This window comes from Mongoliimonas terrestris, from assembly GCF_001927285.1.
GTDB lineage: Bacteria > Pseudomonadota > Alphaproteobacteria > Rhizobiales > Pleomorphomonadaceae > Chthonobacter > Chthonobacter terrestris.
Map to the genome: position 1 here is coordinate 1 of NZ_MSIG01000005.1, position 20,968 is coordinate 20,968.

20 protein-coding genes are annotated in these 20,968 nt (G+C 69.0%); 16 read left to right on the forward strand and 4 right to left on the reverse strand.

Annotated features, from left to right (window positions below):
* Positions 1-260 precede the first annotated feature (260 nt).
* Positions 261-1,325 carry a class II fructose-bisphosphate aldolase gene (fba, locus tag BUQ68_RS08375; protein WP_075215519.1) on the reverse strand — a complete coding sequence of 355 codons (1,065 nt, stop codon included), beginning with the start codon at positions 1,323-1,325 and terminating at the stop codon, positions 261-263.
* Between the two features lie 416 nt (positions 1,326-1,741).
* On the opposite strand from fba, the gene BUQ68_RS08380 reads away from it, so the two are divergent.
* On the forward strand, positions 1,742-3,433 hold the full coding sequence (locus BUQ68_RS08380; protein ID WP_083656408.1) for a caspase family protein: 1,692 nt from the start codon (positions 1,742-1,744) through the stop codon (positions 3,431-3,433).
* A 66-nt stretch (positions 3,434-3,499) separates the two neighbouring features.
* On the opposite strand, the gene BUQ68_RS08385 is transcribed toward BUQ68_RS08380, so the two are convergent.
* A complete protein-coding gene (locus tag BUQ68_RS08385; protein ID WP_075215521.1) occupies positions 3,500-4,372 on the reverse strand; it encodes a phosphoribulokinase in 873 nt (290 codons plus the stop codon).
* Between the two features lie 247 nt (positions 4,373-4,619).
* Entirely contained in the window at positions 4,620-5,651 is a 1,032-nt protein-coding gene (locus BUQ68_RS08390; protein WP_075215522.1) for a class 1 fructose-bisphosphatase, read from the reverse strand.
* Between the two features lie 229 nt (positions 5,652-5,880).
* Between BUQ68_RS08390 and BUQ68_RS08395 the strand changes: the two genes are divergently transcribed.
* Complete coding sequence (locus BUQ68_RS08395) at positions 5,881-6,804, forward strand: LysR family transcriptional regulator (RefSeq protein ID WP_075215811.1); 924 nt, start codon at positions 5,881-5,883, stop codon at positions 6,802-6,804.
* Positions 6,805-6,828: 24 nt separating this feature from the next.
* On the opposite strand, the gene BUQ68_RS08400 is transcribed toward BUQ68_RS08395, so the two are convergent.
* Positions 6,829-7,434: a tetratricopeptide repeat protein gene (locus tag BUQ68_RS08400; RefSeq protein WP_075215523.1), complete on the reverse strand. Its 606-nt coding sequence runs from the start codon at positions 7,432-7,434 to the stop codon at positions 6,829-6,831.
* A gap of 193 nt (positions 7,435-7,627) precedes the next feature.
* Here BUQ68_RS08400 and BUQ68_RS08405 point away from each other — a divergent pair, with 193 nt between their 5' ends.
* The 14 genes from BUQ68_RS08405 (at position 7,628) to BUQ68_RS08470 (ending at position 20,967) form a co-directional block, all read left to right on the forward strand.
* A complete protein-coding gene (locus tag BUQ68_RS08405) occupies positions 7,628-7,840 on the forward strand; it encodes a hypothetical protein (protein WP_075215524.1) in 213 nt (70 codons plus the stop codon).
* A 193-nt stretch (positions 7,841-8,033) separates the two neighbouring features.
* Positions 8,034-8,699, forward strand: coding sequence for a ribulose-phosphate 3-epimerase (gene rpe, locus BUQ68_RS08410; RefSeq protein ID WP_075215525.1), 666 nt, complete (start codon positions 8,034-8,036; stop codon positions 8,697-8,699).
* A complete protein-coding gene (gph, locus tag BUQ68_RS08415) occupies positions 8,696-9,403 on the forward strand; it encodes a phosphoglycolate phosphatase (RefSeq protein ID WP_075215526.1) in 708 nt (235 codons plus the stop codon). Before rpe ends, gph begins: the two co-directional genes overlap by 4 nt.
* 97 nt (positions 9,404-9,500) lie before the next feature.
* Positions 9,501-10,301: an HAD-IA family hydrolase gene (locus tag BUQ68_RS08420; RefSeq protein WP_075215527.1), complete on the forward strand. Its 801-nt coding sequence runs from the start codon at positions 9,501-9,503 to the stop codon at positions 10,299-10,301.
* Between the two features lie 302 nt (positions 10,302-10,603).
* The gene (locus tag BUQ68_RS08425; RefSeq protein ID WP_075215528.1) at positions 10,604-11,716 is read left to right on the forward strand and encodes a BMP family ABC transporter substrate-binding protein; all 1,113 of its coding nucleotides are present in this window, start codon (positions 10,604-10,606) and stop codon (positions 11,714-11,716) included.
* A gap of 193 nt (positions 11,717-11,909) precedes the next feature.
* Positions 11,910-13,007 carry an ABC transporter permease gene (locus BUQ68_RS08430; RefSeq protein ID WP_075215529.1) on the forward strand — a complete coding sequence of 366 codons (1,098 nt, stop codon included), beginning with the start codon at positions 11,910-11,912 and terminating at the stop codon, positions 13,005-13,007.
* 6 nt (positions 13,008-13,013) lie between these two features.
* Positions 13,014-13,934 (forward strand): ABC transporter permease, encoded by a 921-nt coding sequence (locus BUQ68_RS08435; protein ID WP_075215530.1) that lies wholly within the window; start codon positions 13,014-13,016, stop codon positions 13,932-13,934.
* Between the two features lie 64 nt (positions 13,935-13,998).
* The gene (locus BUQ68_RS08440; protein ID WP_075215531.1) at positions 13,999-15,018 is read left to right on the forward strand and encodes a formamidase; all 1,020 of its coding nucleotides are present in this window, start codon (positions 13,999-14,001) and stop codon (positions 15,016-15,018) included.
* Between the two features lie 262 nt (positions 15,019-15,280).
* A complete protein-coding gene (biuH, locus tag BUQ68_RS08445) occupies positions 15,281-16,000 on the forward strand; it encodes a biuret amidohydrolase (RefSeq protein WP_075215532.1) in 720 nt (239 codons plus the stop codon).
* The gene (locus BUQ68_RS08450) at positions 16,000-17,538 is read left to right on the forward strand and encodes an ABC transporter ATP-binding protein (protein WP_075215533.1); all 1,539 of its coding nucleotides are present in this window, start codon (positions 16,000-16,002) and stop codon (positions 17,536-17,538) included. Before biuH ends, BUQ68_RS08450 begins: the two co-directional genes overlap by 1 nt.
* Before the next feature lie 339 nt (positions 17,539-17,877).
* Complete coding sequence (locus BUQ68_RS08455; protein ID WP_075215534.1) at positions 17,878-18,552, forward strand: cysteine hydrolase family protein; 675 nt, start codon at positions 17,878-17,880, stop codon at positions 18,550-18,552.
* Positions 18,549-18,737 (forward strand): DUF4089 domain-containing protein, encoded by a 189-nt coding sequence (locus BUQ68_RS08460; RefSeq protein WP_075215535.1) that lies wholly within the window; start codon positions 18,549-18,551, stop codon positions 18,735-18,737. Before BUQ68_RS08455 ends, BUQ68_RS08460 begins: the two co-directional genes overlap by 4 nt.
* Complete coding sequence (locus tag BUQ68_RS08465) at positions 18,734-20,137, forward strand: AtzE family amidohydrolase (protein WP_075215536.1); 1,404 nt, start codon at positions 18,734-18,736, stop codon at positions 20,135-20,137. Before BUQ68_RS08460 ends, BUQ68_RS08465 begins: the two co-directional genes overlap by 4 nt.
* Before the next feature lie 65 nt (positions 20,138-20,202).
* Positions 20,203-20,967, forward strand: a complete 765-nt coding sequence (locus tag BUQ68_RS08470; RefSeq protein ID WP_075215537.1) for a 5-formyltetrahydrofolate cyclo-ligase — start codon at positions 20,203-20,205, stop codon at positions 20,965-20,967.
* Position 20,968 lies beyond the last annotated feature (1 nt).

The following is a 20,968-nucleotide window of genomic DNA, read 5'->3' on the forward strand; positions in this document are numbered from 1 at the left end:
GAACCTGCAGAACTGAGTTGATGACGGCGTTTATTCATGGACACCTCTGGCAAGCAAACGCCGGCCGTCCCCACCCGCCGTCGATCGTCATCCCGGCGAAAGCCGGGATCCAGCCGACGCAAGCGTCACCCGCGCCGTTCACACCGAGCCCGACGTGGGTTGGACCCCGGCTTTCGCCGGGGTGACGTCTCACGCAAAGAGGCAGCGGCGCCCCACATGCCTTCTGTCGAAGGCCACGTGGACCGCCGCCGACCTCTTCCTCAGTTGATCTTCTGGTCCAGGCTGCCGCTCTTGTAGCGCTTGGCCATCTCGGCGAGCGGGATCGGCTTGATGCGCGCGGCGTTGCCCGCGGTGCCGAATTCCTCGAAGCGCTGGATGCAGAGCTTGCGCATGGCTTCCATGGCGGGCTTCAGGTACTTGCGCGGATCGAACTCGCTCGGGTTCTCGGCGAAGATCTTACGGATCGCGCCGGTCATCGCCATCCGGTTGTCGGTGTCGATGTTGATCTTGCGCACGCCGTGCTTGATGCCCCGCTGGATCTCCTCCACCGGCACGCCCCAGGTGGGCTTCATCTCGCCGCCGTAGCGATTGATGATCTCCTGCAGGTCCTCCGGCACGGACGAGGAGCCGTGCATGACGAGATGCGTCGTCGGCAGGCGGCGGTGGATCTCCTCGATCACGTTCATGGCGAGAACCTCGCCATCCGGCTTGCGGGTGAACTTGTAGGCGCCGTGGCTGGTGCCCATGGCGACCGCGAGCGCGTCCACCTTGGTGTCCTTGACGAACTGCACCGCCTGCTCCGGGTCGGTCAGCAGCTGGTCGTGGGAGAGCACGCCCTCGAAGCCGTGGCCGTCCTCCTTCTCGCCCATGCCGGACTCCAGCGAGCCGAGCACGCCGATCTCGCCTTCCACCGAAACGCCGCCCCAGTGGGCCATGTCCACCACCCGGCGGGTGATGCCGGCGTTGTAGGCGTAGTCGCCCGGCGTCTTGCCGTCCTCCTTCAGGGAGCCGTCCATCATCACGGACGTGAAGCCGTTCTGGATGGCGGTCACGCAGGTGGCTTCGTTGTTGCCATGGTCGAGGTGCATGCAGATCGGAATGTCCGGATGCAGCTCCACAAGCCCGTCGATCAGCTTGGCGAGCACGATGTCGTTCGCATAGGCGCGCGCGCCACGGCTTGCCTGGATGATCACCGGCGAGTCGGTCGCGGCAGCGGCTTCGAGGATCGCCAGACCCTGTTCCATGTTGTTGATGTTGAAGGCCGGTACGCCGTATCCGTACTCGGCCGCATCATCCAGCAACTGGCGAAGCGTAATTCGGGCCATCTGTCATCCTCTCGTTGGGCCGGCCGCCCACCGAGGGAGGGGAGGGAGGCGGATGCGGACCGGCGCGGAAGCAGTCGGGCTATGAAATACCCAGAAATGTGACGTCTTGATCTACGCCTTTGGGCTGATTGAGGCACGAAATTCCGCCCCGATGCATGCAGGACGGGCGGCGCTGCTGACATTCATTGATTAACATTAACGACGCCGGCTCACCGTTCTTTCATGCACAAGCTGGCAAGCCGCTTGCCGGATCAGCATTTCTCGGCCCCCCTCGTGTCATCCGCGCTGCCGGATTCCGATCAACACCTGTCTAACGATGATCGTGAATTGTGACGTCTGTCACAGTCATTCCTGTTGTTTACTGCAATCCTAGTTGGTACTCTGACGCTGCTACCTTCTTGCTGGATGAGGCACCCATGGTCGCCCGCTCATTACACGGCTTGTCGTGGCTTTTCGGCCTTCTTCTTCTGGTCTCGGGCGCCACCGCGGCGTTCGCCAACACGCCGGTGGAGAAGCGGGTGGCGCTCGTCATTGGCAACGGCGCCTACACGGGCATCGCGGCGCTCGCCAATCCGGCCAACGACGCGCGGGCGGTGGCCACCAAGCTGCGCACCCTCGGCTTCGACACGGTGGAGGCGATCGACGCCAACGACACCGCCATGAAGAAGGCCATCCGCGAATTCGCCAGCCGGCTCGATGACGCGGACGTCGGCCTCTTCTACTACGCCGGCCATGGCATCCAGCTCGACAACGTGAACTATCTCCTCGCGGTCAACGCCGAGATCGCCGAGGAGGACGACGTCAACTACGGCGCGGCCGCCATCCGGGTCGACGACTTCCTGAAGCCGATGGACGACAAGGCCAACATCAAGATCGTCATCCTGGATGCCTGCCGCAACAACCCCTTCGTGGCCGAACTGCAGCGCAGCATGGGCAAGCGCAGCGTGGCGGTCGGGCGCGGCCTCGCCCGGCTCGACCCGGGCATCAACCGGCTGATCGCCTATTCCACCGAACCCGGCAACACGGCGAGCGACGGCACCGGCGACAACAGTCCCTTCACCAACGCGCTTTTGAAGCACATGGATGCGCCGGGCGTCAGCTTCGGCGACATGATGTCGGAGGTGACGGCCGACGTCGCCACCGCCACCAACAACGCCCAGGTCCCGTCCGTGGTGCAGTCGCTGCGCCAGCGCTTCCAGATGCGCCCGGCCGCCGAGGTGCAGGTCGCCGTGGCGGCGCCCCAGGCCGTGGCGCCCGGCGCCCCGCCGGCCGTCGCGCCCGGCACCGTCTATGTCCAGCCGGTCCCGACTCCGCCCTCCGGCCCGGACCTTGCCGGCGAGGACGCGCTCTGGGAGATGGTGCAGGGCTCCGACGATCCCGCCGACCTCCAGTACTACCTGGACCTCCATCCTTACGGCCGCTACGTGGGGGCCGCGCGCTTCCGTCTCGGCAAGCTGAAGGCGAAGGAGGATCCCGCCGCCGCCGCCGTCGTCGCCGAACCGGCCGCGACGCTGCCGCCGCCCGCCGTCATGCCCGTGCCCTTCGCCGGCTCGCCCCAGGCCGGGCAGGCGCCCATGTTCCAGACCGCGCCGCTGCAGCAGCCCAACCCCTACGGCCAGCCGCAGCCCGGCACCGGTCCGGTGGTCGCCGGCGTGGACCCGGCGCTCGCGGCCCCGCAACCGGGCATGCCGGCCCAGCGCAGCCTGTTCGACCTGTCGCAGCCCGGCGATCCCAACACCGAGGCGGCCTTCACAAGGGAGATCCGGCGCGAGATCCAGGGCCGGCTCACCAGCCTCAACTTCGGCACCGGCGGCGTCGACGGTGCCTTCGGCAACCGCACGCGCGATGCCATCTACAACTGGCAGGTCAGCAACGGCGCCGCTCCCACCCGCTACATGACCCAGCAGCAGCTGATCGCCCTTCGCGTCATGTCGGAGGAGCGCTACCCGGTGTGGCTGGCGGATCAGCAGCGCGCCGCCGCGGCCCGCGCCCAGCACCGGCCGCAGAAGCAGCAGCGCAAGCAGAGTTCAGGCAACGACGCCTTCAGCGGTGCCCTGATCGGCGGCGCCATCGGCGGCTTCGTCGGCAGCGTCATCGGCCGCCGCTGATCCGGCGAGATCGAGGAGGGGACGTGGCCTCGCCCCGGCGCGGACGCGCCGGGCGCTGCTTGGCGCTCAGATCCGCTTCTTGCGCTCCATCAGCCGCATGATCTTCGGCGTCAGGATCAACTGCATGGCGAGTTCCATCTTGGAGCCCGGCACCACGATGGAGTTGGCGCGCGACATGAAGCTGTCGTGGATCATGGAGAGCAGGTAGGGGAAGTCGATGCCGCGCGGGTTGCGGAAGCGGATCACCACCATGCTCTCGTCCGCGGTCGGGATCCACCTGGCCACGAACGGGTTGGAGGTGTCCACCGTCGGCACCCGCTGGAAATTGATGTCCGTCTCGGTGAACTGCGGGCAGATGTAGTGCACGTAGTCGTGCATGCGGCGCAGGATCACGTCCGTCACCGCCTCGGTGGAATAGCCGCGCGTGTCCCGGTCCCGGTGGATCTTCTGGATCCATTCCAGGTTGATGACCGGCACCACGCCGACCCGCAGGTCCACGTGCTGGCAGATGTTGATGTCGCCGGTGACGAGCGCGCCGTGCAGACCCTCGTAGAAGAGCAGGTCCGTCCCGTCCGGGAAGGGCTCCCACGGCGTGAAGGTGCCGACCGGCGCCTTGAACAGCCGCTCCTCCTCGTGGTCGTGGATGTAGTTGCGCGTCTGGCCGCTGCCGTTCTCCGCGTAGGTGCGGAAGGTGTGCTCCAGAAGGTCCAGCTGGTTGGCGTCCGGCCCGAAGTGGCTGAAGGTGGCGTTTCCCTTGGCCATCTCGTCGTTGGCCTTGGCCTTCATGGCGTCGCGGTCGTAGCGATGGAACGCATCGCCCTCGATATAGGCGGCCTTGATGCCCTCGCGCCGGAAGATGCGTTCGAACGTGTGGCGCACCGAGGTCGTGCCGGCCCCGGACGAGCCGGTGACGGCGATGATCGGATGGCGTTCGGACATGAATGGACCTTCTTCCCCCAGCACGCCCGGCCGGCCCCGTCACCGGGTCCGCCGTGGCGCGTCTCGCTTCCCCCGCGCGCCGCGTGCTCCTCTGGCGGGAGCCGTCGGCGCTTGACCGGCCGCCCGGGCGGCCCGCCCGAATCCCCCCGGATCGGAGCGCACGGCCCACGGTCGGCGATGGCGGTATCCTAGCACGACCCGGTCCTTCCCCGCGCGTGCCCGGTCGCCGCAACCCCGTCGCGACGGATCAGGCGCGGAACAGGCCGCGGTAGCCGAACAGCGGCGAGCGCTCGCCGAGCGCATCCGGGTCCGCCTCGTACTGCTCCACCCGCTGCACCTCCTTGGAGGCGCCGAAGATGATCGGCGTGCGCTGGTGCAGATCGGTCGGCACTACGTCCATGATCCGCTCGCGGCCCGTGGAGGCGCGGCCGCCGGCCTGCTCCACCAGGAAGGCGATCGGGTTGGCCTCGTAGGTCAGGCGAATGCGGCCGTTGGTGTAGCCCTTCCGGCTGTCGCCCGGGTAGAGGAACACGCCGCCGCGGGCGAGGATGCGGCTGGTGTCGGCCACCAGCGAGGCCACCCAGCGCATGTTGAAGTCCTTCTCCCGCGGGCCGTCGGCGCCGGCCAGGAGATCGTCCACATAGTGCCGGAAGCCGGGCGACCAGAAGCGGTAGTTTGAGGCGTTGACGGCGAACTCCTTGGTCTCCTCCGGAATGGCCGCGTGCGGGTTGCGCACATAGAAGGTGTTGTCTGCCCGGTCCAGGGTGAACACCTCCACGCCGGTGCCGAGGGTCAGCACGATGTCCGTGTGCGGGCCGTAGATCACATAGCCGGCGGCAAGCTGCCGGTTGCCGGGCTGCAGGAAGGGGTTGCCGTCGGCCACCATGGGCAGCACCGAGAAGATGGTACCGACCGACACGTTGGTCTCGATGTTGGACGAGCCGTCCAGCGGGTCCGTCGCCACGATCACGAGGCCGTCCGGGTCGAGGGTCTCGGCCTCGTCGGCCTCCTCCGATCCGACCAGGGCGACGCCGGTGCCGCGGAGGTTCTCCACCACCAGGTCGTGGGCCTTCACGTCGAGCGCCTTCTGGGCGTCGCCGCCGGAGTTGTCGCCCACCACGGAAGCGTGGTCGGTGCCGTGCGGACCCTCAGCCACCAGCGCTCCCAGAGCCGCGCCGGCCTTGGCGATTCCCGCCACCGCGCGCGCCACGGCGGTTCGCAGCGGATCACCGCCCGCGTACCCCTCCAGAAACACTTCCAGGCTGTCTTGGCTCGCCATGGTCCCGTTCTCCTCTGCCCATCTCTGATGGGCCGATCAAGCACCGGGACCGCACGTCTGTCGACCCCGCTGTGCGTCGCACGACAGGACCAACATAGGAGCATAGGACACGCAAGAGGGCCATAGAAATTTAATTGTTTTGCGTTACCATTCAAAAAAGCTAAAGTCCGGCTGTGTCGCAGGGGCGGCGACCGCGGAATTGCGTTTGATTTTCGAGGAGATGGCCGCCATGCGGCACACGACGTTGAAGCAGCTCCGGTCCCTTGCCGCTGTGATCCGGACCGGCACCGTCACTGCCGCCGCCAACGAACTCAACGTCACCCCGCCCGCCATCACCGCCCAGGTCAAGGCCCTCGAGGATCTCGTCGGCCTGCCGCTGATCGAGCGGGTCAGCGATCGCTTCAAGCCCACCGCCGCCGGCGAGGAGATCGCCACCACCTTGATGCGGATCGAGTCGCTTCTCTCCGAGTGCGGCCATGCGCTTGCCGAGCTGAAGGACGCCGGTGCCGGCAAGGTCACCATGGGCGCCGTCTCCACCGCCAAGTATTTCGCCCCCCGCGCCATCGCGGCCTTCCGCAAGGAACGGCCGCGGGTCGACATCCGCCTCTTCGTCGGCAACCGGGAGGACATGGTCGCCGCGCTCCGGAGCTACGAGATCGACCTCGCCATCATGGGCCGGCCCCCGCGCGAGCTGGAGGTGGAGTCCTGGGCGATCGGCGATCATCCGCTGGTCATCATCGCGCCGCCGGATCACCCGCTCGTCGGCGCCACCCAGATCCAGCCCATGGACCTGATGACGGAGACCTTCCTCGTCCGCGAGAACGGTTCCGGCACCCGCACCTCGTTCGAGGGCTATATGCTGGACGTCTGCCAGACGGCGCCGCCGAACGCCATCGAGGTCAGCTCCAATGAGACCATCAAGCAGGCCGTGATGGCCGGGCTCGGCATCGCCTTCATCTCGTCGCACACCATCGCCACCGAGGTGGAGATCGGGCGCCTCGCCATCCTCGACGTGGTCGGCCTGCCGATCCGCCGCCAGTGGTTCATGGTGCGCCGGGCCGACAAGCGCCTGCTGCCGGCCGCCGCCGCGCTCCGCGATTTCTGGATCCGCCGCGGCACCAGCTTCCTGCCCACCGTCCCGGGCATCGACTGAGGCGCCGGCCGAAGCCTGCCCCGCTCAGTCCCAGCTGCGGACGACGGTGGAGGTGTCCCCGCCGACCAGTTCGATCAGCGTCCGGAGCGCGGTGAATTCCTTGCAGCCGTTGCCGAAGTCGCCGTCCGAGAAGGTCAGCTCCACCCGCTTGCATTCCGTGCCCAGCCGGTCCAGCACCTCCACCGCTTCCACGTAGCGTCCGAGCTCCACATAGGCCTCACCCATGTATTCCAGCGCCGCGCGGTTGTGCGGGTTGATGGAGAGTGCCCGGCCGTAGGCGGTCAGCGAGGCTTCGAACCGCTTCAGCTTGCGGTGGGCGAAGCCGAGGCGGGCCCAGGCGTTGTCGTGGTGAGGCCGCTTGCTGACGACCTGCGCCATGTGCGTCACCACGCCGGCCCAGTCCTCCTTCTCCCACGCCGCCATGCCGGCCGCGTAGTCGGGATCGCCGGAGGGCGCGCGCGGGCTCATGTCGCCGCTGAACACCGCGTGCGCGGCGGGCGGTGCGGCGACCATCGTGGCGGAAAAGGCGACGACCGCGCAAAGCGCGATCGCCAGAGGCGTCCAGGTCCGTCCGGTCCGCGCGGGGCGGCCGCTCGGACACGGCGGGCGGTCGATCTTGGTCGTCGCCATCGTCCCCTCCTCAAGGGCATGCCAGACCGTTACGCCGGCTCAAGGCAACCGGATCACGCTCCGATCGCGAGACCATGGCGCATCACGCATGATCCGGTCGTGAACTCCGTCTGTATGAAAGGTGTTGGGGCAAGAGCGGCGGGTGTTATCCTCGCCCGGCGAGAAGAACAGGGCCCCGAAAGAGGACATGCCCATGAGCGCTATCGAGATCGTGCTGACCATCTGCCTCCTGTCCAACCCGACGGCCTGCGAACAGCGCGCCATTCCGGCGGTCGACGCCGGAAGCGTGAGCCAATGCATGTTCTGGGCGCAGCCTCACATCGCCGCATGGTCCTCCAACCATCCGAAATACAAGATCATCCGCTGGAAGTGCGAAGCTGGCGGCGGCGACCGCGAGAACATCTGACCCGCGGTCCGGAACGCCGGAGGGGTCGGGCGCGATCCGGTTGTCCGCCCCTCGCCATCCGTGGCACCCGCACGGCCTCGATGGGTCGCCATCGGGGCCGTATCCGTGTAGGAGTGCGCCGCCGGGTCCGCCGCCCGGCGCCGGTCGGCGCGCGGCGGTCCGGCCGAACGCCGCGTCCCGGAGCCTGCCGCCGATGTCCCTCCTGATTGCCCCGTCCATGCTGTCGTCCGATTTCTCCCGGCTCGCCGATGAACTCGGCGCCATCGACCGGGCCGGCGCCGACTGGATCCACCTCGACGTGATGGACGGCCATTTCGTGCCGAACATCACCTTCGGTCCGCCCATCATCAAGGCGATGCGCCCGCACACCACGAAGCTGTTCGACGTGCACCTGATGATCGAGCCGGTCGATCCCTTCCTGGCCGCCTTCGCCGATGCGGGCGCCGACCTCATCTCCGTCCACGTGGAGGCCGGCCGGCACGTGCACCGGACCCTGCAGGCGATCCGCGGCCTCGGCCGGCAGTCCGGCATCGTGCTCAACCCGGCAACGCCGGAGACCAGCCTCCAATACCTCCTCGACGACGTGGACCTCGTCCTCCTGATGACGGTGAACCCCGGCTTCGGCGGCCAGGCCTTCATTCCGGGCGTGGTGGAGAAGGTGCGGCGGGTGAAGGCCATGATCGGCGACCGGCCGGTCCGCCTCGAGATCGACGGCGGCGTCACGCCCGACACCGCGCCGGCCCTCGTCGCCGCCGGGGCGGACGTGCTCGTCGCCGGCACCGCCGTGTTCCGGGGCGGCACCGAGGCCGCCTACGCGGCCAACATCGCCGCGCTCCGCGCCGCCGGGGCGCCCCGATGAGCCCGACGACCCCGCTGCGCCCCGCTGCCGTCGTCTTCGACCTCGACGGCACCCTGGTCGACAGCCTGCCGGACATCGCCGACGCGCTCGCGGACCTGATGGTCGAACACGACCTGCCGCCGCACAGCCACGAAGCCGCCCGGCGGATGATCGGCAAGGGCGTCGCCGGCCTCGTGGAGCGCGCCTTCGCGGCCCACGGCCAGCACCCGGCGCCGGACGACCTGAAGGTCGCCGTCGCCCGCTATCTGGCGCTCTACGAACCCCGCGCCATGCGCGACACCGTGCTCTTCCCGCACGTGGAAACCGTCCTGCGCCAACTGGCCGCAGACGGCTGCAGACTCGCCGTCTGCACCAACAAGCCCACCGCCATCTCCCGCGAGATCATCGCCGCCTTCGGCCTTGCCGACCTCCTTCCGGTGGTCGTCGGCGGCGATTTCGGGCCGCCGCGCAAGCCGGATCCGGCCCTTCTCCTCGCCGCCCTCGACCTTCTCGGCGTCGCCCCGGCCGATGCGCTGATGGTCGGCGACAGTGCCGCCGATGTCGCAGCCGCCAAGGCCGCGGGGGTGCGTGTGATCGCGGTGGAATATGGCTATACTGACGTCGCGCCCGCCGACCTCGGCGCCGACTGGGTGATCGCCGACTTCAGCGGTCTTGTCGACGCCATGGCGGCGCTCCACGGCGCGGCCGAAGCCGGTCGAGGCTGACCCGCCGAGGCTGACCGGCCGTTCGTCGGTCGGCGGCGGTGTCCGGCGGGCACCGGAAAGGGCGAATTCCTATGCGTGATGAATGCGAGGGCAGGGCATGCGCGGGCTGAAGGCCCTCATCTTCGACGTGGACGGCACGCTGGCCGAAACCGAGGAGGTCCACCGCACCGCCTTCAACGAGGCCTTCAAGGCGGCCGGGCTCGGCTGGGTGTGGGACCAGGTGCTCTACCGCAAACTGCTCGCCGTCAGCGGCGGCCGCGAGCGGATCACCCATTATGTGGAGACCTACGATCCGCCGGGCGGTCCTGAGGCCCTCGGCCGCCTGCAGGAGATCCACGCCCTCAAGACCCAGCGATTCAACCGTCTGGTGGACGAGCGCAACTGCCCGTTCCGCCCGGGTGTCGAGCGCCTGCTGGAGGAGGCGACGAGCCGCGGCCTGAAGCTTGCCATCGCCACCACCACGGGCATTCCCAACGTGGAATCCCTCATCATCGCCAACCTGGACTATGCCGGCCTCGACCGTTTCGACGCCATCGTCGGCGGCGACGATGTGCAGGCCCGCAAACCTGCGCCCGACATCTACCTGATGGCCCTGGAGGCGCTTGGCCTGCCGGCGCGCAACTGCCTCGCCTTCGAGGACAGCCTCAACGGCCTGAAGGCCGCCACGGCGGCGGGTCTTCGAACCGTCGTGACGCCGAGCGTCTACACCGCCCAGGAGGATTTCTCCGGCGCCTTCTCGGTGATCTCCCACCTCGGCGATCCGTTCGATCCCTACGAGCACCTGGGCGGGGCAGGGGACCGCGACCGCATGGTCACCGTCAACGCGCTCCGCCGCTGGATGGACGACGACGACGACATGCGCAGCCTGCTGACCATCGGTGGCCGCAGCATCTACTGAAGGCGGCGGGCGATGGTCTTCGCAGACTGCCCGTCCGGCACGCAGGCCCGAGCGCACCTGTTCGACCAAATCTGCCTAAGATATAGGCGACTGATGGTGGATTGCATGCAATCCTTTCGGCCTCGATCCGGCCCCTCGCTCAACCGGCGCCTTCGGGTTCCCGGCTAACCGGTCGCTCCCTCTTCATTTTCACATCTCCGCGCCGGCCCGACCGGCGCTGGCACGCGCATTGCTCACATCCGCCTGAAGGATCGGGTCACGGGCCGCACGTCGCCCCGAAGACCGCAACAGGGGGAGACTTCATGCTGCATTCCATGATCAACCGCCGCGCGCTCTTGAAGGGCACCGGTGCCGGCGCTCTGGCGCTCGGCTCGGGCCTCATGTCCCTGCCGGCCCGCGCCGCCGGTCTGACCATCGGCATCCTCTACGTCGGCCCGCGCGACGACTTCGGCTGGAACCAGGCCCACGCGGTCGCCGCCGCCGCCCTGAAGGAAGTGCCGGACGTGACGGTGGTGGAAGAGGAGAACGTGCCCGAGACGATCTCCGTCGCCCAGTCGATGGAGTCCATGATCAGCCTCGACGGCGCCAACCTGATCTTCGCCACCTCGTTCGGCTACTACAATCCCTTCATGGTCGACATGGCCAAGAAGTACCCGGACGTGCAGTTCCGCCACGCCGCCCCGCTCTGGGTGGACGGCGACCCGACCAACGCCGGCTCCTACTTCGGCCAGCTCGACCAGGCCCACTATGTGGACGGCATCGCGGCCGGCCTCTGCACCAAGACCAACAAGCTCGGCTTCGTCGCCGCCAAGCCGATCGGCACGGTGCTGCGCAACATCAACTCCTTCGCCATGGGCGTGAAGAAGGTGAACCCGGCCGCGACCGTCCAGGTGATCTTCACCGGCGAGTGGTCCATGCCCGTGCGCGAGGCCGAGGCCGCCAACGCCCTCGTCGACGCCGGCTGCGACGTGCTCACCTGCCACGTGGACGGCCCGAAGGTGGTGATCGAGACCGCCGAGGGACGCGGCGTCATGAGCTGCGGCCACAACGCCTCCCAGGCGCCGCTCGCCCCGAAGGGCTTCATCACCGGCGCCGAGTACAAGTGGGAGACCATCTACAAGGACTACGCCGCCAAGCTCGCCGCCGGCGAGGCGCTGCCGAACTTCATCGGCGGCGGCTTCGACCTGGACTTCGTCCAGAACACCCCCTACGGCGCCGCCGCCACCCCGGAGGCGATCGCCGCCGCCGACACGGCCCGCGCGGACGTCAAGGCCGGCAAGCCGATCTTCGTCGGCCCCCTGAAGAAGCAGGACGGCTCCGTCCTCGTCGCCGAGGGCGCCTCGCTCGACAACTACGCGCCGGAGCTGAACGGCACCGACTACCTGATCGAAGGCGTCGTCGGCTCGATCACCTGACGGGTGGGGGCGACCCCTCTCCCCAACCCTCTCCCACAAGGGGAGAGGGGGACCCCCTGCGGTTCCGGCGGTTGAGACGGCGGCCGCGTCAGCCAATCGGCTCTTCCAGGCGTCCCCTCCCCCCTGGTGGGGGAGGGACAGGGAGAGGGGGGAACCTCCGTCCTCCCAAATGGATCAGACTGAAGGAACCCCCATGGCCGACATCCCCGTCCCGGCGCCATCCTTCGCCTTCTCGGAAGTCCTCGACCGGATCCGCCGCTCGGCGGAATACGTCGTCATCCCGCTCCTGGCGCTCGCCGCCTCGGCGGTGCTCTTCTCGGTCTTCCTGCTCTTCCTCGGCAAGAACCCGATCGACTTCTACAGCCTCGTCTGGCGCGGCGGCTTCGGCACGTCCTTCTCCTGGCAGAACACCCTGGTGCGGGCCTCCCCGCTCATCCTCGCCGGCCTCTGCGTCGCCATCCCGGCCCGGCTCGGCATGGTGGTGATCGGCGGCGAGGGCGCGCTCGTTCTCGGCGGCTTCGCGGCGGCGGTGATCGCCATCCCGATGGTCGCCTGGTCGCCCGCGCCGCTGACCCTCCTGATGATGATGATCGCCGCCATGGCGGTCGGCGGCATCTGGATCGGCTTCGTCGGCTACCTGCGGCACTACAGGGGCATCAACGAGACGATCTCGTCGCTCCTTCTCAGCTACATCGCCGTCTCCATACTGAACTTCTTCGTCGAAGGCGCGCTCCGCGACCCGTCCGATCCGAACAAGCCGTCCACCATGCCGATCGGGCCGGACACCATGATCGGCGCCATACCGGGCACCTCGGTGCACTGGGGCCTCGTGGCCGGCATCATCGCCTGCATCGCCACCTGGGTGCTGATGAACCGCACCACCTTCGGCTTCGCCGCCCGCATCACCGGCGGCAACGTGCGCGCCGCCATGGCCCAGGGCTTGCCGGTCGGCCGGCTGGTGCTGGTGTCGACGGCGCTCGCCGGGGCTTGCGCCGGGCTCGCCGGCTTCTTCGAGGTGGCGGCCATCCACGGCAAGGCCAACGCCTCGCTGATCGCCGGCTACGGCTTCACCGGCATCCTCGTCAGCTTCCTCGCCCGCCACAACCCGCTCGCCATCATCCCGGTCGCCATCTTCCTCGGCGGCATCGATGCGGCCGGCGGCCTCGTCCAGCGGCGCATGGAACTGCCGGACGCCACCGTCCAGGTGCTGCAGGGCCTGATGTTCCTGGTGCTCCTCGTCTCCGAGACGCTCTACGGCCGCTTCTCCATCTTCAAGGCAAAGGGAGCCTGACCGCTCATGGACGACGTCGGCCTCTCCACCGTCCTCCTCGCCATGCTGGCGGGGGCCATCCGGGTGTCCACGCCCTTCCTGTTCGTCGCCCTCGGCGAATGCCTCACCGAGAAGTCCGGCCGCATCAACCTCGGCCTGGAAGGCACCCTCGTGTTTGGCGCCATGGCGGCCTACGCCATCTCCTACGAGACCGGCAGCCCCTGGCTCGGCGTGTTCGTCGCCGGCCTCACCGGCGTCCTGTTCGGTGCCCTCCATGGCGCCATCTGCAAGCTGAAGGGCGTCAACGACATCGCCATCGGCATCGCCCTCATGCTGTTCGGCACCGGCCTAGCCTTCTTCTTCGGCAAGAGCTACATCCAGCCGGTGGCGCCGCGCCTCTCCTCGGTGGAGCTCGGGTCCTGGTCCAGCGACCCGAACGTCCAGAAGGCGCTGGAGGTCAACCCGCTCTTCCTGATCGGCATCCTGCTCGCCATCGTCATGTGGTGGGCCTTCCGCAACACCCGGCTCGGCCTCGTCATCCGCACCACCGGCGACAGCGCCCCGGCGGCGCTCGCCCTCGGCATCAACGTGGACCTCGTGCGCTTCCTCGCCACTGCGGCGGGCGGCTTCCTCGCCGGTGTCGGCGGCGCCTTCCTGTCGCTCTACTACCCGGGCTCGTGGACCGAGGGCCTCTCCTCCGGCCAGGGCCTGATGGCGGTGGCGCTCGTCATCTTCGCCCGCTGGAACCCGCTCGCCTGCTTCGGCGCGGCGCTCCTCTTCGGCGCGGCGGGCGCGCTCGGGCCGGCGCTCCAGTCCATCGGCATCAGCCGCGGCTACCACTTCTTCAACGCCGCGCCCTACGTGATGACCCTCGTCATCATGATCCTCTCCATCTCGCCCAAGCGGTCGCTGCGCGGCGCGCCGGGCGAGCTCTCCATCACCAAGTGATCCGGTCGGGCGGCCGCCCCGGTGCCGGCCGCCCCCTCATGCGCATGACAGAGGAGGCATTCCGATGAACGGTCTCGGCGGGCTCAACAAGTCGGACAACGGCGTCGTCATCGGCCTCGTGCAGCTGCAGCTGCCGGTGGTCGTCACCCCGGCCGACCTCCAGGCGCAGACCGAGAAGGTCGTCGCCATGGTGGCCAAGGCCCGGCGCAACCTTGGCACCATGGACCTGGTGGTCTTCCCCGAATACATGCTCCACGGCCTCTCCATGGACACCAACCCGGCCATCATGTGCCGGATGGACGGGCCGGAGGTCGCCGCGCTGAAGCAGGCCTGCGTGGACAACCGCATCTGGGGCTGCTTCTCCATCATGGAGTACAACCCGGACGGCTATCCCTGGAACACCGGCCTCATCATCGACGACACCGGCGAGGTCAAGCTCTACTACCGCAAGCTCCACCCCTGGGTGCCGGTGGAGCCGTGGGAGCCGGGCGACCTCGGCATCCCGGTGATCGAAGGGCCGAAGGGCGCCAAGATCGGCCTCATCATCTGCCACGACGGCATGTTCCCGGAGATGGCCCGCGAGTGCGCCTACAAGGGCGCCGAGATCATGATCCGCACGGCGGGCTATACCGCGCCGATCCGCCAGTCCTGGCGCTTCACCAACCAGGCCAACGCCTTCCAGAACCTGATGGTGACCGCCAATGTCTGCATGTGCGGCTCGGACGGCACGTTCGATTCCATGGGCGAGGGCATGATCGTCGACTTCGACGGCACCGTCATCGCCCACGGCACCACCGGCCGGCCGGACGAGATCATCACCGCCGAGGTCCGCCCGGACCTCGTGCGCGAGGCGCGCGCCGGCTGGGGCGTGGAGAACAACCCCTACCAGCTCTGGCACCGCGGCTACGTGGCCGTGAAGGGCGGCGCCATGGACTGCCCCTACACCTTCATGAAGGACATGGTGGCCGGCACCTACCGCCTGCCCTGGGAGGACACCGTCAAGATCACCGACGGCACCCCCTGCGGCTTCCCGGCGCCTACCCGCCTCTTTGGCGAAAGCCTCCTCAAGGACGCGGCGGAGTGACACCCATGCACGGCTTCGATCTGGTGGTGCGGCCGGTTCTGCGCGAGCGGGTGCGGGCGGGGGGCGGTTCCCCCCCACCCCAACCCTCCCCCGCAAGGGGGGAGGGGGTCGGTCGCGGGTCCGTGGCCCGTAGCGGTCTGCTCGCCGCCCTTTCAAACGCGCTGACCCGTCTCCCTCTCCCCTTGCGGGGGAGGGCCGGGGTGGGGGGGAACCTCGTCCTCGGTCGGCTCTTCGCCTCCACCCTCACCCCCCGGAGGCCCGCATGACCTCCCTCGACGAGCGCATCGCCGCCACCCTCGTGGCCGAGCCCCGCACCATCGCCTCCGAACCCTACCCCTGGCCCTACGACGGCGATCTCCGGCCGGAGAACACCGCCCTCGTGGTCATCGACATGCAGACCGACTTCTGCGGCCCCGGCGGCTACGTGGACTGCATGGGCTACGACCTCTCGCTCACCCGCGCGCCGATCGGCCCCATCCAGGCGCTGATGGCCGCCATGCGGACCAAGGGCTACACCATCATCCACACCCGCGAGGGCCATCGGCCGGACCTCTCCGACCTGCCGGCCAACAAGCGTTGGCGCTCCCAGCGGATCGGCGCCGGCATCGGCGACCAGGGGCCGGCGGGGCGCATCCTGGTGCGCGGCGAGCCGGGCTGGGAGATCATTCCGGAGCTCGCGCCGCTGCCGGGCGAGACCATCATCGACAAGCCGGGCAAGGGCTCCTTCTGCGCCACGGACCTGGAGATGATCCTCCGCCTCAAGGGCATCCGAAACATCGTGCTCACCGGCATCACCACCGACGTATGCGTTCACACCACCATGCGCGAGGCCAACGACCGCGGCTTCGAATGCCTGCTGGTGGAGGACTGTTGCGGCGCCACCAAGCACGAGAACCACCTCGCCGCCATCGACATGGTCAAGATGCAGGGCGGCGTCTTCGGCGCCGTCGCCACCAGTTCGGCCCTTCTGGAGGTCTTGTGATGAGTGCGCTCCCCGCCGCCGCACCAAGCCGCGCCATCGGGCTTGAAACCAAGGGCATGACCAAGGTCTTCGGCGCCATGACGGCGCTCGACACCGTGTCGATCAACGTCCGCCCCGGCTCCTTCCACGCCCTTCTCGGCGAGAACGGCGCCGGCAAGTCGACCCTCGTCAAGTGCATCATGGGCTTCTACCAGCCGACCCGCGGCCAGGTGTTCGTTAACGGCGCCGAGGTGCAGATCCCCAACCCGAAGGCCGCCCGCAGCCTCGGCATCGGCATGGTCTACCAGCACTTCACCCTCGTCCCGTCGCTCACCGCCACGGAGAATCTGGTGATCGCGCGGGCCGACGTGCCGGCGGTGATCGACTGGAAGAAGGAGAAGAAGACCCTCGCCGAGCTGATCGACCGGCTGCCCTTCAAGGTCCCGATGGACGTGCCGGTGTCGGGTCTTGCCGCCGGCGAGAAGCAGAAGCTGGAGATCCTGAAGCAGCTCTACCTCGACCAGCGCTTCCTGATCCTCGACGAGCCGACCTCCGTGCTGACCCCCCAGGAGGCCGACGAGATCCTCGGGCTCCTGCGCGGCATGACCGAGGCGGGCGACCTCACCATCCTGATGATCAGCCACAAGTTCCGCGAGGTGACCCAGTTCGTCGACGACGTCACCGTGCTGCGCAAGGGTGCCTTCGTCGGCAGCGCCTCGGCCAAGGACCTGACGGTCGCCGAGATGAGCCGGATGATGATCGGCGACATGAAGCTGCGCGAACGCGCCGCCCGCAAGCCCTTCACCAACCAGCCGGTGGTCTTGGAACTCGCCGGCCTCTTCGCCGACGACGACGAGGGTCTGCCGGCGGTGGAGGCGGTCAGCCTCAAGGTGCATGCGGGCGAGATCGTCGGCATCGCCGGCGTTTCCGGCAACGGCCAGTCGGAACTCATCGAGTGCCTCTCCGGCCAGCGCCCGCTCACCGACGGCCGCCTCTTCGTCAAGGACGAGCCCTACGAGCCGGAGCGCAAGAAGATGGCCCGCTTCAAGGTGTTCGGCCTGCCGGAGGAGCCCCTGAAGAACGCCGCCGTGCCGAAGATGAGCGTCGCCGAAAACCTCGCCTTCCGCTCCTTCGACCAGCCGCCCATCTCCAAGTCGCGCGGCTGGTTGTCGCCCGGCCCCATGCGCGCCAAGGCCAAGGAGCTGATCGCCGCCTATCGGGTGAAGACCCCCGGCCCGGACGAGCCGATCCAGAACCTCTCCGGCGGCAACGTCCAGCGCGCGATCCTCGCCCGCGAACTCTCGTCCGACGTGGACGTGCTCGTCGTCGCCAACCCCTGCTTCGGCCTCGATTTCGCGTCCATCGCCGAGATCCGCGGCCAGATCATGGACCAGCGCAACCGCGGCGCGGCCGTGCTCCTCGTCTCCGAAGACCTCGACGAGATCCTGGAGCTCTCCGACCGCATCGCCGTCATGAGCGAGGGCAAGATCGGCTACGTGGCGCTCGCATCGGAAACCGACCGCAACACCATCGGCCAGCACATGGCCGGGCATCACTGAGGGGAGGGGGGCGTCCAAGCGGGTGGAGGCGGATCGTTCGGTTCGGCGCGCTTCTCGACCAGCCGCATGCTTTCGCTGATCCCTGTCCACCGGCGGTGTTCCCCCCTCTCCCCAACCCTCCCCCTCCAGGGGGGAGGGGGTCCGTCGAGGCTGAAGGAAAAGGCGGCTCGTTCCCATCAACCGCCACCCGCCCCCTCTCCCCTTGAGGGAGAGGGTTGGGGAGAGGGGTGAACCTCCGACGCCAAACGCCTCGAACACCCTTTGACGGAGAGGGCACACCGCCCTCCACCCCCCGCCCACCAACCCATCCCCCCTCCAACCCCCCACGAGCCCCCGCCCATGTACACCGTCGCCGCCCAGCCCTTCGCCTTCACCTTCCCGGCCGAGACGGTCGCCCTCATCGTCATCGACATGCAGCGCGACTTCATCGAGCCCGGCGGGTTCGGCGAGACGCTCGGCAACGACGTGGCGCTCCTGGAGGCGATCGTGCCCACCACGGCGGCGCTGATCGGCCTCTTCCGCGAGCAGGGATGGCCGGTGATCCACACCCGCGAGAACCACGCGCCCGACCTCTCCGACTGCCCGCCCGCCAAGCGCGAGCGCGGCAACCCGGCGCTCCGCATCGGCGACGAGGGCGCCATGGGGCGCATCCTCATCCGCGGCGAGCCGGGCGCCGACATCATCGCCGCGCTCTATCCGGTCGAGGGCGAGTATGTGGTCGACAAGCCCGGCAAGGGCGCCTTCTACGCCACGCCCCTCACCGGCATCCTGAAGGACCTCGGCACCACCCACCTGATGTTCGCGGGCGTCACCACGGAGGTCTGCGTGCAGACCACCATGCGCGAGGCCAACGACCGCGGTTTCCAGAATCTTCTGATCGAGGACGCCACGGAGAGCTATTTCCCGGCCTTCAAGCAGGCCACATTGGAGATGATCCGCGCCCAGGGCGCGATCGTCGGTTGGACCGCGCCCTTCAGCGCCCTGAAGGACGCCGTATCCAGGGGTGATGCATGACGGATTTCGACGCCAAGGCCCACGTGGCCCACATGGAGGCCGTGATGGGCCTCGCCCTCGCGCCGGAGTGGCGCGCCACCGTGGAGGCTCACGTGGCCACCACCGCCCGCATGGCCGCCCTGGTGGCGGACTTCCCGCTGCCGGACGAGGTCGAACCCGCCGCCGTCTACGAGGCCGGCCGATGAGCCTCGATCCGCTGAACGGCACCGCCACGGAGATCGCCGCCCTCGTCAACGACCGCCAGATCTCCGCCCGCGACATCGCCCGCCTGTCGGTGGAGCGCATCGGCGCCATCGACGAGGCGGTGAACAGCTTCACCGACGTCACCGCCGCCCGCGCCTTCGCCGAGGCGGAGATCGTCGACAGCCGCATCCTGGCGGGTGAGAGCCTGCCGCTCGCCGGCGTCCCTTACGCGGTGAAGAACCTCTTCGACCTGGAAGGCGTGGTCACCCGCGCGGGCTCGAAGATCAACCGCGACAACCCGCCGGCCGGCCGCGATTCCACCCTGGTCACGCGCCTGCGCGAGGCCGGCGCCGTCTGCCTCGGCGCCCTCAACATGGGCGAGTACGCCTACGACTTCACCGGCCAGAACGCCCACGACGGCAACTGCAACAACCCGCACGACCTTGCCCGCATCACCGGCGGCTCGTCGTCCGGGTCGGGCGCGGCGCTCGCCGCCGGTCTCGTCGCCGTCACCCTCGGGTCCGACACCAACGGGTCGATCCGGGTGCCGTCGTCCTTCTGCGGCACCTTCGGGCTGAAGCCCACCTTCGGGCGCCTCAGCCGGGCGCACAGCTTCCCCTTCACCGCGAGCCTCGACCACCTCGGCCCCATGGCCCGCTCGGTCGCGGACCTTGCCACCGTGTTCGACGTGCTCCAGGGCGACGACCCGGCCGACCCGCATCTCGCCCACCGCCCGCCGGTCGCCACCGCCACGGAGCTTCCCAAGGGGGCGGAGGGCCTGCGCATCGCCATCGCCGGCGGCTACTTCCGCGACCCGGGCTTCCCGGTCGCCCTGGCGGCCGTCGACCATGTGGCGAAGGCCCTCGGCGTCGCCGAGACCGTCGAGATCCCGGAGGCCGCCCGCGCCCGCGCCGCCGCCTATGTGATCACCAACGCGGAATCCGCCGCGCTGCATCTGAAGCGCCTCCAGACCCGCGCCGCCGACTACGACCCGGAGACCCGCGACCGCTTCCTCGCCGGCGCCATGGTGCCGGCGGCCTGGTACCTGGACGCCCAACGCTTCCGCTCCTGGTTCCGCGCGGCCGTCAACCGGGTGTTCGAGACCGTCGACGTGATCCTCGCCCCCGCGACGCCCTTCCCGGCGCTGATGGCGACCGAGAAGACCATGACGGTCGGCGGGCAGGAGGTGCCAGTCCGCCCCAACATCGGCATCTTCACGCAGCCTATTTCCTTCGCCGGCCTACCGGTGGCGGCGGTGCCGGTGTGGCTGGACGGCCAGCGCATGCCCATCGGCGTCCAGGTCATCGCCGCCCCCTGGCGGGAGGATCACGCCCTCCGCGTCGCGGCCGCCCTGCAGGCGTCCGGGGCCGCGAAAGCGCCGGTGGCGATGATCGGCGGCTGACCCGCCGCCCGAAACCAGCCCGTCGGCGCCGCCGGCGGGCGACCGCATGGAGCATGAGGACCATCATGGCATCGGAAGGACGTTGGGCCGGGCGCAACACCGACAAGGACAGGCTGCGCGCCTCCATCTGGTCGGCCCTCGTGGAGGCGGGCGTCAACGTCGGCCCGGTGGAAAGCCGCATCCCAAACTTCGCCGGCGCCGACCTCGCCGCCCTCCACCTGTCGCGCACGCCCGAATGGGCCGCCGCCCGCGTGGTCAAGTGCAACCCGGATCCGCCGCAGATCCCGGTGCGCCTGCGCGCCCTCTACGACGGCAAGATCGTCTACGCCCCGGTGCCGGAGCTGACGGCCGGCTTCCCCTACATCAAGCTCGACCCGGCCGACCTTACCGAGCGCGGCGTCGACTACGAACTCGCCGCCACGTCCCAGGGCTATCTCATCTACGGCGAGCCGCTCGAGTTCGAGGCCATGGAGCGGATCGACTTCGCCGTGGTCGGCTCCGTGGCGGTCAGCCGGGCGGGCGGGCGCACCGGCAAGGGCGCGGGCTTCGCCGACCTGGAGACCGGCATCTTCCGTGAACTCGGCATCCTGCCCGACACGACGCCCATCGCCACCACCGTCCATACGGTCCAACTGGTGGACGACGCGGTGCTGCCCATGATGGCGCACGACAGCGCGCTCACCCAAGTGGCCACCGAGGTGGGCCTCATCGTCACCCACACCACCCATCCGCAGCCGAAGGGCGTCGACTGGTCCATGGTCCAGCCCGACCAGTTCCGCGACATCCCCTTCCTCTCCGCGCTCCGCGCCCGCATGGAGGCCCGCCCGTGAC

What these genes read in the sequence shown, in the direction of transcription:
- fba (WP_075215519.1), bottom strand. Translation starts at nt 1,325, where the DNA reads ATGGCCCGAATTACGCTTCGCCAGTTGCTGGATGATGCGGCCGAGTAC.
- BUQ68_RS08380 (WP_083656408.1), top strand. Translation starts at nt 1,742, where the DNA reads ATGGTCGCCCGCTCATTACACGGCTTGTCGTGGCTTTTCGGCCTTCTT.
- BUQ68_RS08385 (WP_075215521.1), bottom strand. Translation starts at nt 4,372, where the DNA reads ATGTCCGAACGCCATCCGATCATCGCCGTCACCGGCTCGTCCGGGGCC.
- BUQ68_RS08390 (WP_075215522.1), bottom strand. Translation starts at nt 5,651, where the DNA reads ATGGCGAGCCAAGACAGCCTGGAAGTGTTTCTGGAGGGGTACGCGGGC.
- BUQ68_RS08395 (WP_075215811.1), top strand. Translation starts at nt 5,881, where the DNA reads ATGCGGCACACGACGTTGAAGCAGCTCCGGTCCCTTGCCGCTGTGATC.
- BUQ68_RS08400 (WP_075215523.1), bottom strand. Translation starts at nt 7,434, where the DNA reads ATGGCGACGACCAAGATCGACCGCCCGCCGTGTCCGAGCGGCCGCCCC.
- BUQ68_RS08405 (WP_075215524.1), top strand. Translation starts at nt 7,628, where the DNA reads ATGAGCGCTATCGAGATCGTGCTGACCATCTGCCTCCTGTCCAACCCG.
- rpe (WP_075215525.1), top strand. Translation starts at nt 8,034, where the DNA reads ATGTCCCTCCTGATTGCCCCGTCCATGCTGTCGTCCGATTTCTCCCGG.
- gph (WP_075215526.1), top strand. Translation starts at nt 8,696, where the DNA reads ATGAGCCCGACGACCCCGCTGCGCCCCGCTGCCGTCGTCTTCGACCTC.
- BUQ68_RS08420 (WP_075215527.1), top strand. Translation starts at nt 9,501, where the DNA reads ATGCGCGGGCTGAAGGCCCTCATCTTCGACGTGGACGGCACGCTGGCC.
- BUQ68_RS08425 (WP_075215528.1), top strand. Translation starts at nt 10,604, where the DNA reads ATGCTGCATTCCATGATCAACCGCCGCGCGCTCTTGAAGGGCACCGGT.
- BUQ68_RS08430 (WP_075215529.1), top strand. Translation starts at nt 11,910, where the DNA reads ATGGCCGACATCCCCGTCCCGGCGCCATCCTTCGCCTTCTCGGAAGTC.
- BUQ68_RS08435 (WP_075215530.1), top strand. Translation starts at nt 13,014, where the DNA reads ATGGACGACGTCGGCCTCTCCACCGTCCTCCTCGCCATGCTGGCGGGG.
- BUQ68_RS08440 (WP_075215531.1), top strand. Translation starts at nt 13,999, where the DNA reads ATGAACGGTCTCGGCGGGCTCAACAAGTCGGACAACGGCGTCGTCATC.
- biuH (WP_075215532.1), top strand. Translation starts at nt 15,281, where the DNA reads ATGACCTCCCTCGACGAGCGCATCGCCGCCACCCTCGTGGCCGAGCCC.
- BUQ68_RS08450 (WP_075215533.1), top strand. Translation starts at nt 16,000, where the DNA reads ATGAGTGCGCTCCCCGCCGCCGCACCAAGCCGCGCCATCGGGCTTGAA.
- BUQ68_RS08455 (WP_075215534.1), top strand. Translation starts at nt 17,878, where the DNA reads ATGTACACCGTCGCCGCCCAGCCCTTCGCCTTCACCTTCCCGGCCGAG.
- BUQ68_RS08460 (WP_075215535.1), top strand. Translation starts at nt 18,549, where the DNA reads ATGACGGATTTCGACGCCAAGGCCCACGTGGCCCACATGGAGGCCGTG.
- BUQ68_RS08465 (WP_075215536.1), top strand. Translation starts at nt 18,734, where the DNA reads ATGAGCCTCGATCCGCTGAACGGCACCGCCACGGAGATCGCCGCCCTC.
- BUQ68_RS08470 (WP_075215537.1), top strand. Translation starts at nt 20,203, where the DNA reads ATGGCATCGGAAGGACGTTGGGCCGGGCGCAACACCGACAAGGACAGG.